Genomic DNA, 13,074 nt, shown 5'->3' with positions numbered 1-13,074 from the left:
CTCAGCTCAGCCGCTCCAGCACCATGGCCATGCCCTGACCGCCGCCGACGCACATGGTCTCCAGACCGATGGTCTTGTCGTGCCACTCGAGGGCGTTGAGCAGGGTGCCGGTGATCCGGGCGCCGGTCATGCCGAACGGGTGGCCGACCGCGATCGCGCCGCCCATCACGTTCAGCTTCTCCTCCGGGATGCCCAGCTGCCGGTAGGAGGGGATGACCTGCGCGGCGAACGCCTCGTTGATCTCGACCAGGTCGACGTCGTCGATGGTCATGCCGGCCCGGCGCAGCGCCTGTCGGGACGCTTCGACCGGACCGAGGCCCATGATCTCCGGCGACAGCGCGGTCACGCCGGTGGAGACGATCCGGGCCAGCGGGGTCAACCCGAGCTCCTCGGCCCGCTGGGCGCTCATGATGACCACGGCGGCGGCGCCGTCGTTGAGCGGGCAGCAGTTGCCGGCGGTGATCCGACCGTCCGGACGGAACACCGGCTTCAGGCCGGACACGCCCTCCAGGGTGACGCCCGCCCGCGGGCCGTCGTCGGTGCTCACCACCGTGCCGTCCGGAGTGGTGACCGGGGTGATCTCGCGGGCCCAGAAGCCGTCGGCGATGGCCTTCTCGGCGAGGTTCTGGCTGCGGACGCCGAACGCGTCCATGTCGGCGCGGGTGACGTCGTACACCTGGGCCAGGTTCTCCGCGGTCTGCCCCATGGTCAGGTAGATGTCCGGCAGCTCGCCGGACTCGCGCGGGTCGGCCCACACCTCGGCGCCACCCTGCGCGCGACGCTTCGAGCGCTCACCGGCCGCCGCGAAGCGTGGGTTCTCCCAGCCGCCGCCGACCAGCGTTTGCGCCTCGGGGGGCAGCCCGTCGGAGCTGCCCCGCGCGTACCGGGAGACCATCTCCACGCCGGCGGAGACGAACACGTCGCCCTCGCCGGCCCGGATCGCGTGCATGGCCATCCGGGTGGTCTGCAGGGAAGAGGCGCAGTAGCGGGTCAGCGTGGCGCCGGGCACGGTGTCCAGCCCGAGCAGGGTGGACACCACGCGGGCCATGTTGAAGCCCTGCTCGCCACCGGGCAGGCCGCACCCGAGGTAGAGGTCGTCGATCGTGGTCGGATCGAGCTGGGGGATCTTGTCCAGGGCCGCCTGGACGATGGTCGCGGCGAGGTCGTCCGAGCGGACATCGCGCAGGGACCCCTTGTGCGCCCGGCCGATGGGGGAGCGGGCGGTGGCGACGATGACGGCGTCGCGGGACGACTCAATCGGCATGGACCCACGTTAACCCGCCGGTAACTTGGCGCGGAAGAAGCCGGCCCGGCGGGAAATGTCACCCCGAGCCCCGTCGATCTAGCGTCGGGAGTCGACCGCTGCGGCGGCCGCGACGGCGGGGAGCAGGGCGTGCGCCCACACCCGGTAGCCGTCCGCGGAGGGATGGAAGCCGTCGTGGCAGAGGGTCCCCGCGTCGGCCCGGAACACCGGCCCGGTCTCGGTGGCCAGATCGACCACCGCGCCGCCGGCATCCAGCACGGCCGTGGTCTGGGCGCGGGCCATGCGACGCCCGGACCAGCCGACCACCTGGCGCAACGGGGGCGCGATGGCGCGCACCGCGCCGAGGTCGGGGCAGGTGCCCACCACCACCTCGACCCGCGCCTCGCGCAACCGGTGCACCGCCGCACCGAGGTACGCCGCCGCGTCGGCGGGCCGGCGCAGGCCGGTGGCGTCGTTCGCCCCGATCAGGATCAGCGCCACGTCGGGCCGCTCGCCGAGCAGGGCCCGCGCCACCTGGGTGGTCAGATCCGTCGAGCGGGACCCGGAGACGCCGACGCTGGACAGGTGCACCCGCCGCCCGGTCGGGCCCTCGGCGAGCAGGTTCGCCAACTGCCCGCCGATGGTGTCCTCGAGCCGGTCGACGCCCACGCCCAACGCCGACGAGTCGCCGAGCAGCACCAGCCGCAGCGGCGGCGCGCCAGCCCGGCCGATCGTGGCCCGCAGCGCCAGCCCCAGCTCCGGCTGGGCGTAGCGCCGGTGTCGGGCGACGAACGCCTCGCCGGCCAGGACGGCAGCACCGCCCACGGTGCCGGCGAGCAGCGAGAGCGCCGCCGCCCGACCCAGCCGGACCGGGAAACCGGCGGTCACGTCCCGCCCGCTGCGCTCGTTCATGCCAGTCCCTCCACTGTCGACGTGTCCGGTGCGGCCCCGCGCTGCGGCACCGCACCGACACCGAAGAACGCCCGGCGACGCAACTGCGCCCACCGACCGGCCGGCCCGTGGTCGTGGCCCCGGACCTGGGTGCCGCTGACCTCCGTGCCGGCGTGCCGGGCCGCCTCCTGCGCGGCCTCCGGCAGCGACCGTACGCCCTCGCCGGGTGTCGGTGCGACCCGTCGTTCCTGCCCCGCGCCGAGCGCGGAGAGCATCGTCGGCAGCAGCGCGGCGGCGGCCACCGCGTACCCCTCGGCGGAGGGATGGAACCGGTCCCAGGCGAACATCCGGTGTGGCTCGGCGGCGAAGCGCGGACCGAGCAGGTCGCCGAGGGAGACCGTCCAGCCGCCCGCCTCGACCACGGCCACCGTCTGCGCGGCGGCGAGCTGCCGGCTCCACCGGTGCGCCAGCCAGCGCAGCGGTGGCTGGATCGGGCGGATCGCGCCGAGGTCGGGGCAGGTGCCGACGACCACCTCGCAGCCGGCGTCGCGCAGCGTGCGGACCGCCTCGACCAGGTAGCGCACGGCCAGCCCGCGCGGGGTGCGGTTGGTGATGTCGTTGCCGCCGATCAGGATCACGGCGATGTCGGGCTGGCGGTCCAGCGCCGCCTCCACCTGGTGCCGCAGCACCGCTGAGATGGCCCCGACCACCGCGAAACGGTGCAGCCGCACCGGCCGGTGCAGCCTTCGGGACAGGCCGGTGGCGAGCAGCGCGCCGGGCGTCTCCCGGCGGCGGTGCACCCCGTAGCCGGCCGCCGACGAGTCGCCGAGCACGACCATGGTGAGCGCCGGGCCGGGGAACTTCGCGCCGTACATCCCGTCACAGCGCGGCGGCGGCGCCTCGGCCATCGGGATGGTGCGCCGGGCCTGGCGGGCCTGGCCGAGCAGCACCCCGCCGGTCGCGATCGCGGCCGCCGCCGTGGCGCCCGTGCCGATGGCCGCCAGACGGGCGACCCGCCGGGCCTGCCGCCAGCGCGGATCAACGGGTACGACGGAACCAGCCACCCCCATACCACGACATTATCTCGCCGGGCCGACACGCCGCTGTCGTCGTGACGGCTCGCGGGTGCCTGGAAACCGACGCGACGGGGTACCTGTCCGGAGGAGGCCGGCGGAGTTGCGCCGACCCGCCACGCTGATCCGGCGGAGAGGAGCGCGACGATGGGGAAGACACTGAAGCGCAGCGCGGCGTTCACGGCCCTGGCCCGGGCACTGGCGGCCGGGGCACGCGGCGGGCCGTCGCTGGGCGCGAGGTTGGCGGCGTTGCCCCGGATGATCCGGGCCACCGCCCGTGGGGAGTACGACGGTGGCCTCCGACTGGCCCTGATGACCGCGGCGACGGCGTACATCGTCTCGCCGATCGACCTGCTCCCCGAGATCCCACTGGCGATCTTCGGGCTCGCCGACGACGCGGTCATGATCACTTGGCTGGCCGGGAGCGTACTCGCCGAGACCGATCGCTTCCTGGAGTGGGAGACCCGACGCAGCTCGGTCATCCCCGGGGGGCTGGTGCCCTGACGGCACGTACCCTGGGCGGCGAGGAAACGTCTGCCCGGCCGCCATCGCCGGCGCCGCAACGAAGGGCACATCGTGCAGTACTACGACAACGTCGTCGACATGATCGGCAACACCCCGCTGGTACGTCTGCGTAACGTCACCGAGGGCATCCAGGCCACCGTGCTCGCCAAGGTTGAGTACGTCAACCCCGGCGGCTCGGTGAAGGACCGGATCGCGCTGCGGATGGTGGAGGACGCCGAGGCGGCCGGCCTGCTCAAGCCCGGCGGCACCATCGTCGAGCCGACCAGCGGCAACACCGGCGTCGGGCTGGCCCTGGTGGCCCAGCTCAAGGGCTACCGCTGCGTCTTCGTCTGCCCCGACAAGGTCAGCCAGGACAAGCAGGACGTGCTCCGGGCGTACGGCGCCGAGGTGGTGGTCTGCCCGACCGCCGTCGCCCCGGAGGACCCGCGCTCGTACTACAACGTCTCGGACCGGCTGACCCGGGAGATCCCCGGCGCCTGGAAGCCCAACCAGTACAGCAACCCGGCCAACCCGCGCTCGCACTACGAGACGACCGGTCCGGAGCTGTGGAAGCAGACCGAGGGCGGGCTCACCCACTTCGTGGCGGGCGTCGGCACCGGCGGCACCATCTCCGGCATCGGCCGCTACCTCAAGGAGGCCTCCGAGGGTCGGGTGCGGATCATCGGGGCGGACCCGGAGGGCTCGGTCTACTCCGGCGGCACCGGCCGGCCGTACCTGGTGGAGGGCGTCGGCGAGGACTTCTGGCCGGAGACGTACGACCGGGGCGTCGCCGACGAGATCGTGGAGGTCTCCGACAAGGCGTCCTTCGAGATGACCCGGCGGCTGGCCCGCGAGGAGGGGCTGCTGGTCGGCGGCTCCTGCGGCATGGCGGTGGTCGCCGCGCTGGAGGTGGCTCGCCGGGCCGGCCCGGACGACGTGGTGGTCGTGCTGCTGCCGGACGGCGGCCGGGGCTACCTTTCCAAGATCTTCAACGACTCGTGGATGGCCCGGTACGGCTTCCTCGACAACTCCGGCACCGAGCCGACCGTGGCCGACGCTTTGGCGAGCAAGCCGGGCGGGCTGCCCGAACTGGTGCACGTGCACCCGACCGAGACGGTCCGCGACGCGATCGACTACATGCGCGAGTACGGCGTCTCGCAGCTGCCGGTGCTCAAGGCCGAGCCGCCGGTGGTGACCGGCGAGGTGGCCGGCTCCATCGCCGAGCGGGACCTGCTCGACGCGCTGTTCACCGGTCAGGCGCACCTGCACGACACCATCGAGCGGCACATGGGCGACCCGCTGCCGATGATCGGTGGGGGCCAGCCGGTCAGCGAGGCCGTCGGCCTGCTGGAGAAGTCCGACGCCGCTCTGGTCCTCGTCGACGGCAAGCCAAAGGGCGTCCTCACCCGCCAGGACCTCCTGGCCCACCTCGGCGCCCGCTGAGCACTGAACCGCCTCGTTCGACACTTCCGGCCGTCGGGCACCCCGCCGGCCGGAAGTGTCAGGCGCGCAGCTCGGTCGGGACCGCGACGACGTCGACGAACGCGCCCTTGCGCAGCACGGTCACCGGCAGCCGGGTGCCGATGGCGGGGCCGAGCATCAGCCGCTGTAGTCCCTGACCGTCGGCCACCGCTCGTCCGCCGGCGCTGAGGATGATGTCGCCCAGGTAGAGCCCGGCCACGCCGGCCGGGCTGCCCGGCACCACCTCCACCACGCGCAGACCGCGCCGCTGGCCGGTACGAGCGGTCACCTCGGGTGGCAGCGGAACGGGTACGCCGGCCACGCCGAGCCAGGCGCGACGGACCCGGCCGGCGGTGGTCAACTCGGCGATGATGTGTCGGGTGGTGGCGTTGATCGGCACCGCCAGCCCCAGTCCGTAGCCGGCGACGGCGGTGTTCACGCCGATCACCCGCCCGGCGGAGTCGGCCAGCGCGCCGCCGGAGTTGCCCGGGTTGAGCGCCGCGTCGGTCTGGATCACGTCCTCGATCAGCCGGGTGACCCGCCCGTCGCGGGCCGGTAGCGAGCGGCCGAGCCCGGAGACCACCCCGGCGGTCACGGAACCGGCCAGCCCCATCGGGTTGCCGACGGCCACCACCAGCTGGCCGATCCGCAGTGCGTCGGCGTCGCCCAGCTCCACCGGTGGCACGGTGGTCTCGTCGACCCGCAGCACGGCGAGGTCGGAGAGCGGGTCGGCGCCGACCACCCGGAACGTCGTCTCGGTGCCGTCGCCGAACGCCGCCGAGCCGCCGGCGGCGCCCTGCACCACGTGTGCGCTGGTCAGCAGCAGACCGTCGGTGCCCACGGTGACCGCGGAGCCGGCGCCGGCTCCGCGTGCGGTCCGCACCGACAGCGCGGCCACACTGGGCAGCACCCGGGCCGCCACGGTCGTGACCACCCGGGAGTACGCGTCCAGCGCGGCCTCCTCGGCCGGGCCGGAACTGGTGTGATCGCTGTCCATGCCGGCCCCAACGCCGCCGCGCCGGCCGGCATGCCCCGATCCGCCGAGAGCGAACATCGATCGCCGGCGTGCCGGGACGAGGGCGGTCCTACACCGCGAGCGCGCGGGTGTAGCGGAGTTGGGGGGTGAGGGCGGCGCCGATGTGCTCCTCGCGTTCCATGCCGGTGGGGGTCCAACCGCCGCGCTCATAGAAGGCGCGGGCGTGGGCGTTGTCCCGCAGCACCCAGAGCGCCGCCCGCCGCCAGCCCCGGGCCCGCATGGCGTCCAGCGCGTCCACCATGAGCGTGCGGCCGAGGCCCCGCCCCTGCTCGGCCGGGTCGAGGTGGATCGCGTTGAGCAGCCCGGTCGCCGGGTCGTCCTCGTCGTCCGGGCCCAGGTGGCTGAACCCGACCAGTTTCCCGCCGCGCTCCGCCACGGTCATCCGGTGGGTGTCCCGCTCCCAGCTCCATCGCTCGCTCCAGTACCGCCCCATCGCCTCCGGCGTGGGGTCGGCCAGCGCCTCGGCCGGCAGGAAGGACGAGTACGCGGCGACCCGGGAGCGCTGGTGCAGGGCGCCCACCCCCATCAGGTCATCAGTGGTGGCGGGGCGGAGCGTGACGGTCACCCGGCCGAGGCTACCCGGCGTGGCGGGAGCTGCACGGTGGTCAGATCCTCGGCGATGATCAGGTCGCCGTCGAAGTGCGCGCGCGCCTCGTCGTGGAACCGGCGCGGGTCCGGGTACCGCTGGGAGAAGTGGGTGAGCACCAGCCGGCGTACCCCGGACTCGGTCGCCACCCGGGCGGCCTGCGCCGCGGTCAGATGGCCGACCTCGGCGGCGAGCGCGGCCTCCGACTCCAGGAAGGTCGACTCGATGACCAGCAGGTCGGCGTGCTCGGCGAGGGCGTAGACCCCGTCGCAGAGGCCGGTGTCCATCACGAAGGCGAACCGCTGCCCCGGCCGCGGCACGCTCACCTCGTCCCGGGTGACGCGGCGGCCGTCCAGGTCCAGGTGCCCCACCCGGATCAGCTCGCCGACGGCCGGCCCGGCGATGCCGTACGCGGCCAGCTTCTCCGGCAGCATCCGGCAGCCGTCCGGCTCGACCAGCCGGTAGCCGTACGTCTCGATGGGGTGCCGCAGCCGGCGCGCCTCCAGCGTGCCGCAGCCCAGGGTGATCCGCTGCCCGTCGACCTCGATCGGCTCGACGAGCAGCTCGGCGGTCTCGTAGAAGGAGGTGGCGTGCCGCAGCCGGGCGAAGTATTCGGCGCCGCCGGCCGGGAAGTGCACGGCGACCGGGTGCGCCACGCGGTCCAGCGAGAGCCGCTGGATGGTGCCGGGCAGGCCGAGGCAGTGGTCGCCGTGGAAGTGGGTGACGCAGATCCGGGTCAGGTCGGTGGCGGTGACCGTCGTGTGCAGGAGTTGCCGCTGGCTGCCCTCGCCCGGGTCGAAGAGGATCACCTCGTCGTCCCAGCGCAGCACGTACCCGTTGTGGTTGCGCTGACGCGTCGGCGCCTGGCTGGCCGTTCCCAGCACCACCAGCTCACGCATGGACATCGCCGCTCCTTTGGATATGGAGCGACCCCCGGGGCGCTCCGCGCTTTCGCGCGGGCCGGCTGGACTTGGCCGGCACCCCGGGGGTCGGGTGGCTGTCGTGGATTCGCCGCACCGCTGCCACACGGTCTCGACGATGGTGCTGGTGCCCGCCTCGCGGCGGACCGATCACTGTCGAGGACAGCGGCTAGCTGACAGCCACCTCACGAGTCCGATTGCTATACAAGTCTGGACCACCTCCTTTCACGTGTACCGCCACGCTATCGAGTCCCGACGGGGCTCGGCAACGGATTTCGATCACACGCCAAACGGGAATGCCCGGCCACCTCTCGGCGGCCGGGCATCGCGGTCGTGCGGGTGGCTGGCGGTCAGCCGGCGGTACGGGCCACGCCGACCGGGCAGCTCAGCCCGTTCGGGCCGTGGTTGCAGTACCCGTTCGGGTTCTTCGTCGGAGCCAGGTACTGCTGGTGGTAGTCCTCGGCGAAGTAGTAGCTGCCGAGCGGGGCGATCTCGGTGGTGATCTCACCCTTGCCGGCCCGCGTCACGATCGGCTGGAAGGCGTCCCGGGACGACTCAGCGATGGCCCGCTGCTCGTCGGTGGTCGTGTAGATCGCCGACCGGTACTGGGTACCCACGTCGTTGCCCTGGCGCATGCCCTGGGTCGGGTCGTGGTTCTCCCAGAAGACCTTCAGCAGATCCTCGTAAGCGATCTTGCTCGGGTCGTAGACCACCTGGACGACCTCGGCGTGCCCGGTCCGGCCGGAACACGTCTCCTCGTACGTCGGGTTCCTGGTGCTGCCACCGGCGTAGCCGGCGGAGGTGGTGTACACCCCGGGCAACGTCCAGAACAGCCGCTCGGCGCCCCAGAAACAGCCCATGCCGAAGACTGCGACCTGGAGGCCCTCCGGGAACGGGCCCTTCAGCGGGGTACCCAGCACCTCGTGCCGGTCGGCGACCGGCATGGCGATCGCGCGGCCCGGCAGGGCCTGCTCGGGCGAGACCATCTCGGCGTTCATACGGCGCAAAAACACGGTGGGACTCTCCTCTCGTACCTCTCCCAGCGTGTAACACCGGTGGGTCCGCCTGTCTTACCCGCGCCGCCGTGAGTCAGGCCCCACCCGGGAATGCGGCGGCCACCCGATCTGCACAGGTCTGGGCCTCAGCGTCGTCTTCGTAACGGGTACGCGGCCAGAAGAAACCCCGCAGCCCGTCACCCTTGGTCCGCGGAACCACGTGGGTGTGCAGGTGTGGCACCGATTGGGACACCTTGTTGTTCATGGCCACGAACGTCCCGCCGGCCCCCAGACCGGTCTCCACCGCCACGGCGAGCCGCCGGACCAGCGCGAAGTAGCCCGGCAGCAGGTCGGCCGGCAGCTCCGCCAGGGTCACCAGGTGGACCCGGGGTACCACCAGCACATGCCCCTTGAACACCGGCCGGGTGTCCAGAAAAGCCACCCCGTCGGGCTCGTCGGCGACCCGGAACGCCGGCACCTCACCCGCCACGATCCCGCAGAACACGCAACCGCTCATCGGCCCAGGCTATGCCGCCTGCCCGGCGGGACACGGTGCCCCCCGGGGACGCATCGACTGTGGTAGTCATTGATTGGCCTGGATGTGCCCCGCCGGCCGCCGGGGTCTGCTCGTCGATGCTTCGAAGGGACGAACGTTGCGCATCAGAAGAAGCACCACCCTGGCTCTGGCGACACTGACCGCCGGGCTGCTCGGCGGCGCGTTTCCGGGCCACGCCCAGGCGGCCCCCGCGCCGACCGCGACCCCGCTGCCGCTGAGCACGGCGGCCGACGTGGTGTCGGCCGGTGACCGGGTCTTCGTCAGCGGTGGCCGCTCCGCCACCGACGTCGTGGTGACCAGCGCGACCGGCACGGTGGTCGGCACCCTGTCGGGCCTGCCCGGCCCCACCGACCTTCTGCTCAGCGCCGACCGGCGGACCCTCTACGTGGCGCTGCCGACCGCCAACGCCATCGCCGCCTTCGACACCGGCTCGCTGGTCGAGTCGGCCCGGTACGACACCGGCGCGGGCGAGTGCCCTTCGTCGCTGGCGCTGACCGGCCGTTACCTGTGGTTCGGCTACGGCTGCGACCAGTGGGGCGGCAACATCGGCCGGATCGACCTCGGCCGTCAACCGGCCCGGCTCAGCACCGGGGTGGCCAGCGAAGATTTCTACAATGCTCCACTGCTGGCCGCCGCCAGTCAGAACCGGTCGGTGCTGCTCGCCGGGCAACCGTCGCTGAGCCCGGCGTCGGTGTACGCCTACGGGATCGGCGCTGGGGGAGCGCTGGCCCTGCTGCGGACCAACCAGTTCTCGGCCGTCGGCAGCAATCTGCGGGACATCGCCCTCGACCCGACCGGCGCGACCCTCTACACAGCTGCCGGTTCCCCGCCGCTGGTGCAGGCGTTCCCGTTCGCCGAGATCGCCACCCCCACCGCGACGTACGCCACCGGTCCGTACCCACGCGCCGTCGAGGTGTCGCGTACCGGCACCCAGATCGCCGCCGGCGCTTCCGCCGCCTACGATCCGGACTTCTTCGTGTTCTCCACGGACGGCACCGAACTGGTTCGCTACGAGCTGGGCGACGAGCTCAGCGCCGGAGGGCTGGCCTGGTCTCCGAACGGAGCCCGCGTCTACGCGGTCACCTCGGACTGGACCGGGGCCCGCCCGGCCACCCTGCACGTCCTGCCCGTCCCGGCCGCCTGACCGGATCCCCGGTGCGCGGGGCCGGGCCAGACGGTCCGGCCTCGCCCGGGAGCGCGGGTTCCATTCCAACCCTCGGGACGGGGCACTAGCCTCACCACCATGAACCACGGCTTCGAGACGCTCGCCATCCACGCCGGTCAGGACCCTGAGGCCCGCACCGGCGCGGTGATCCCACCGATCTACCAGACCAGCACGTACGCGCAGGACGCTGTCGGCGCGCCCCGGCTCGGCTACGAGTACAGCCGATCCGGCAACCCGACCCGGGACGCGCTCCAGGAGTGCCTGGCCGCGCTGGAGGGCGGGCCCGTGGGGCTCGCCTTCGCCAGCGGCCTGGCCGCCGAGGACACCCTGCTGCGGGCCGTGTGCCAGCCGGGCGATCACGTGGTCATCCCGGACGACGCGTACGGCGGTACGTACCGGCTCTTCGCCCGGGTCGCGCAGCGGTGGGGCCTGGAGTTCACCCCGGCCAAGGTGTCCGACGCGGACGCGGTCCGGGCCGCCGTGCAGCCGGGCCGTACGAAGATCGTCTGGGTGGAGACGCCGACCAACCCGCTGCTCGGCATCGCCGACATCGCCGCCCTGGCCGGCGTGGCGCACGACGCGGGCGCGCTGCTGGTGGTCGACAACACCTTCGCCTCCCCGTACCTGCAACAGCCGATCGCGCACGGCGCGGACGTGGTGGTGCACTCCACCACCAAGTACATCGGTGGCCACTCCGACGTGGTGGGTGGCGCGCTCGTCGTCGCCGACGCCGCGCTCGGCGAGGAGCTGCGCTACCACCAGAACGCGATGGGCGCGATCAACGGGCCGTTCGACGCCTGGCTCACCCTGCGCGGAATCAAGACCCTCGGGGTACGCATGGACCGGCACTGCGACAACGCCGAGCGGCTCGCCGGCTACCTCGACGGGCACGCCAAGGTCGCCCAGGTGATCTACCCCGGGCTGCCCTCGCACCCCGGTCACGAGGTGGCCGCCAAGCAGATGCGTCGGTTCGGCGGCATGATCTCCTTCCGGGCGGCCGGCGGCGAGGACCACGCCGTGGAGATCTGCAACCGGGCCAAGCTCTTCGTGCTCGCCGAGTCGCTGGGCGGGGTGGAATCCCTGATCGAGCACCCGGGCCGGATGACACACGCAAGTGCTGCCGGCTCGCCGCTTGAAGTTCCCGGCGATCTCGTGCGACTGTCTGTCGGCATCGAGACGGTCGACGACCTGCTCGCCGATCTGGAGCAGGCACTGGGCTGACCGCTGGGGAGGATGGCCGTGCAGGACATCATGGCGACCTGGGTCGGGGCGACCGCCAAGCAGATCGCCCGGGGCGTACGCAGGGGAGACGTCTCGGCCACCCAGGTCGTCGCCGACCACCTCGAGTACATCGCTCGGGCCGACGCCGAGCTGGCCGCGTTCCGCGCCGTGCGCGGCGGCGAGGCGATCACCGAGGCGGAGAAGGTCGACGAGCAGGAGGACCTCGCCAACCTGCCGCTGGCCGGGGTGCCGGTGGCGGTCAAGGAGAACACTCCGGTCGCCGGCCTGCCCACCTGGAACGGCTCCGCCGCCGTACGCACCGAGGTCGCGGAGGCCGACCACGAGGTGGTGCGTCGCCTGCGCGGCGCCGGCGCGGTGATCCTCGGCGTGACCCGGATGCCCGAGCTGGGGCTGTGGGCGCTCACCGACGACGACAGCGGGGTGACCCGCAACCCGTGGGACAGCGCGCGTACCCCCGGCGGCTCCTCCGGCGGCGCCGCCGCCGCGGTGGCTGCCGGCCTCGTGCCGATCGCGCACGGCAACGACGGTCTCGGTTCGATCCGGATCCCGGCGGCCTGCTGTGGCCTGGTCGGGCTCAAGCCCGGCCGGGGCGTGGTCCCCTGCCAGCTCGGGGCGGACGACTGGTTCGGCCTCACCGAGCACGGCATGTTGACCAGCACGGTGGCCGACGCGGCGGTCGGCTTCTCGGTGCTCGCCGGTCGGCGACCGGAGAAGCTGGTCCCGCCGCAGCGGCTGCGGGTGGGCGTCTCGCTGCGCTCCCCGGTGCGCGGTGTCTCGCCGGACGCGCCCAACCGCGACGCGGTCACCGCCGCCAGCCGCCTGCTCGCCGCGGCCGGACACGACACCGTGCCGGCCGATCCGGTCTATCCCACCGCGCTCGGCCTGCAGGGCATCGCCACCTGGTTCGCCGCCGCAGCCGCCGACGTCCGGGCCGGCGGGCTGAACCGGCGCGACCTGCAACGGCGCACCCGGCGACACGTCGCGCTGGGCGAGTGGGCGCAGCGTCGCGGCTACGTCCGGGAGGCCGACCGGGCCGCCTGGCGGCAGCGGTCGACCGACTTCTTCACCGACCACTCCGTCGACCTGCTGCTCACCCCGGCGCTGGCCAGCGCGCCGCCGGAGGCCGCACGCTGGTCCGACCGGTCCTGGCGGGCGAACATGGCGGCCAACATCCGGTACGCCCCGTACGCGGCGCCGTGGAACATCGCCGGTCTGCCGGCGATCGTGGTGCCGGTGGGTCGCCGCCCGGACGGGCTGCCCGTCGCCGTGCAGCTGGTCGGTCCGCCCGGCTCGGAGCTGCTGCTGCTCGGCGTGGCCGGTCAGTTCGAGATGGCCGCCCCATGGTCCCGGCACGCCCCCGGCTATCCCCGCGTCGGCACGGGGTCGCCGGCCACCGCATGAT

Annotated in this window: 13 protein-coding genes; 5 read left to right on the top strand and 8 right to left on the bottom strand. The window is 73.3% G+C overall.

The features are described 5' to 3' along the window. Position 1: 1 nt before the first annotated feature. The 3 genes from EAD98_RS14260 to EAD98_RS14250 form a co-directional block, all read right to left on the bottom strand. Positions 2-1,264: an acetyl-CoA C-acetyltransferase gene (locus EAD98_RS14260; RefSeq protein WP_121654533.1), complete on the bottom strand. Its 1,263-nt coding sequence runs from the start codon at positions 1,262-1,264 to the stop codon at positions 2-4. A gap of 78 nt (positions 1,265-1,342) precedes the next feature. After that, positions 1,343-2,155, bottom strand: coding sequence for an SGNH/GDSL hydrolase family protein (locus EAD98_RS14255; RefSeq protein ID WP_121654532.1), 813 nt, complete (start codon positions 2,153-2,155; stop codon positions 1,343-1,345). Beyond that, positions 2,152-3,204 (bottom strand): SGNH/GDSL hydrolase family protein, encoded by a 1,053-nt coding sequence (locus EAD98_RS14250; protein ID WP_121654531.1) that lies wholly within the window; start codon positions 3,202-3,204, stop codon positions 2,152-2,154. Before EAD98_RS14250 ends, EAD98_RS14255 begins: the two co-directional genes overlap by 4 nt. A gap of 150 nt (positions 3,205-3,354) precedes the next feature. Between EAD98_RS14250 and EAD98_RS14245 the strand changes: the two genes are divergently transcribed. Next, complete coding sequence (locus EAD98_RS14245; RefSeq protein WP_121654530.1) at positions 3,355-3,711, top strand: YkvA family protein; 357 nt, start codon at positions 3,355-3,357, stop codon at positions 3,709-3,711. A gap of 72 nt (positions 3,712-3,783) precedes the next feature. Next, positions 3,784-5,154, top strand: coding sequence for a cystathionine beta-synthase (locus EAD98_RS14240; protein ID WP_121654529.1), 1,371 nt, complete (start codon positions 3,784-3,786; stop codon positions 5,152-5,154). Positions 5,155-5,212: 58 nt separating this feature from the next. Here the strand turns inward: EAD98_RS14240 and EAD98_RS14235 are convergent, their stop codons facing one another. From EAD98_RS14235 to EAD98_RS14215, 5 genes are all read right to left on the bottom strand, one after another. Beyond that, on the bottom strand, positions 5,213-6,169 hold the full coding sequence (locus EAD98_RS14235) for a S1C family serine protease (RefSeq protein ID WP_121654528.1): 957 nt from the start codon (positions 6,167-6,169) through the stop codon (positions 5,213-5,215). 88 nt (positions 6,170-6,257) lie between these two features. After that, positions 6,258-6,773, bottom strand: coding sequence for a GNAT family N-acetyltransferase (locus EAD98_RS14230; RefSeq protein WP_121654527.1), 516 nt, complete (start codon positions 6,771-6,773; stop codon positions 6,258-6,260). Beyond that, complete coding sequence (locus EAD98_RS14225) at positions 6,770-7,699, bottom strand: ribonuclease Z (protein ID WP_121654526.1); 930 nt, start codon at positions 7,697-7,699, stop codon at positions 6,770-6,772. The genes EAD98_RS14230 and EAD98_RS14225 overlap by 4 nt, the downstream gene beginning before the upstream one ends. Positions 7,700-8,064: 365 nt before the next feature. Next, positions 8,065-8,727 (bottom strand): peptide-methionine (S)-S-oxide reductase MsrA, encoded by a 663-nt coding sequence (gene msrA, locus EAD98_RS14220; protein ID WP_121654525.1) that lies wholly within the window; start codon positions 8,725-8,727, stop codon positions 8,065-8,067. 76 nt (positions 8,728-8,803) lie between these two features. Next, complete coding sequence (locus EAD98_RS14215) at positions 8,804-9,226, bottom strand: HIT family protein (RefSeq protein ID WP_121654524.1); 423 nt, start codon at positions 9,224-9,226, stop codon at positions 8,804-8,806. A gap of 136 nt (positions 9,227-9,362) precedes the next feature. On the opposite strand from EAD98_RS14215, the gene EAD98_RS14210 reads away from it, so the two are divergent. The 3 genes from EAD98_RS14210 (at position 9,363) to EAD98_RS14200 (ending at position 13,073) form a co-directional block, all read left to right on the top strand. Further along, positions 9,363-10,409 (top strand): hypothetical protein, encoded by a 1,047-nt coding sequence (locus EAD98_RS14210; protein ID WP_121654523.1) that lies wholly within the window; start codon positions 9,363-9,365, stop codon positions 10,407-10,409. Positions 10,410-10,508: 99 nt separating this feature from the next. Further along, a complete protein-coding gene (locus tag EAD98_RS14205) occupies positions 10,509-11,651 on the top strand; it encodes a cystathionine gamma-synthase (RefSeq protein ID WP_121654522.1) in 1,143 nt (380 codons plus the stop codon). A gap of 12 nt (positions 11,652-11,663) precedes the next feature. Continuing rightward, positions 11,664-13,073 (top strand): amidase, encoded by a 1,410-nt coding sequence (locus EAD98_RS14200; protein ID WP_121654521.1) that lies wholly within the window; start codon positions 11,664-11,666, stop codon positions 13,071-13,073. Position 13,074 lies beyond the last annotated feature (1 nt).

It is taken from the genome of Micromonospora sp. CV4 (assembly GCF_003667455.1).
Lineage (GTDB): Bacteria > Actinomycetota > Actinomycetes > Mycobacteriales > Micromonosporaceae > Micromonospora.
The sequence above is the reverse complement of the archived record's forward strand: the minus strand, read 5'-3'. Positions and strand labels throughout refer to the sequence as shown.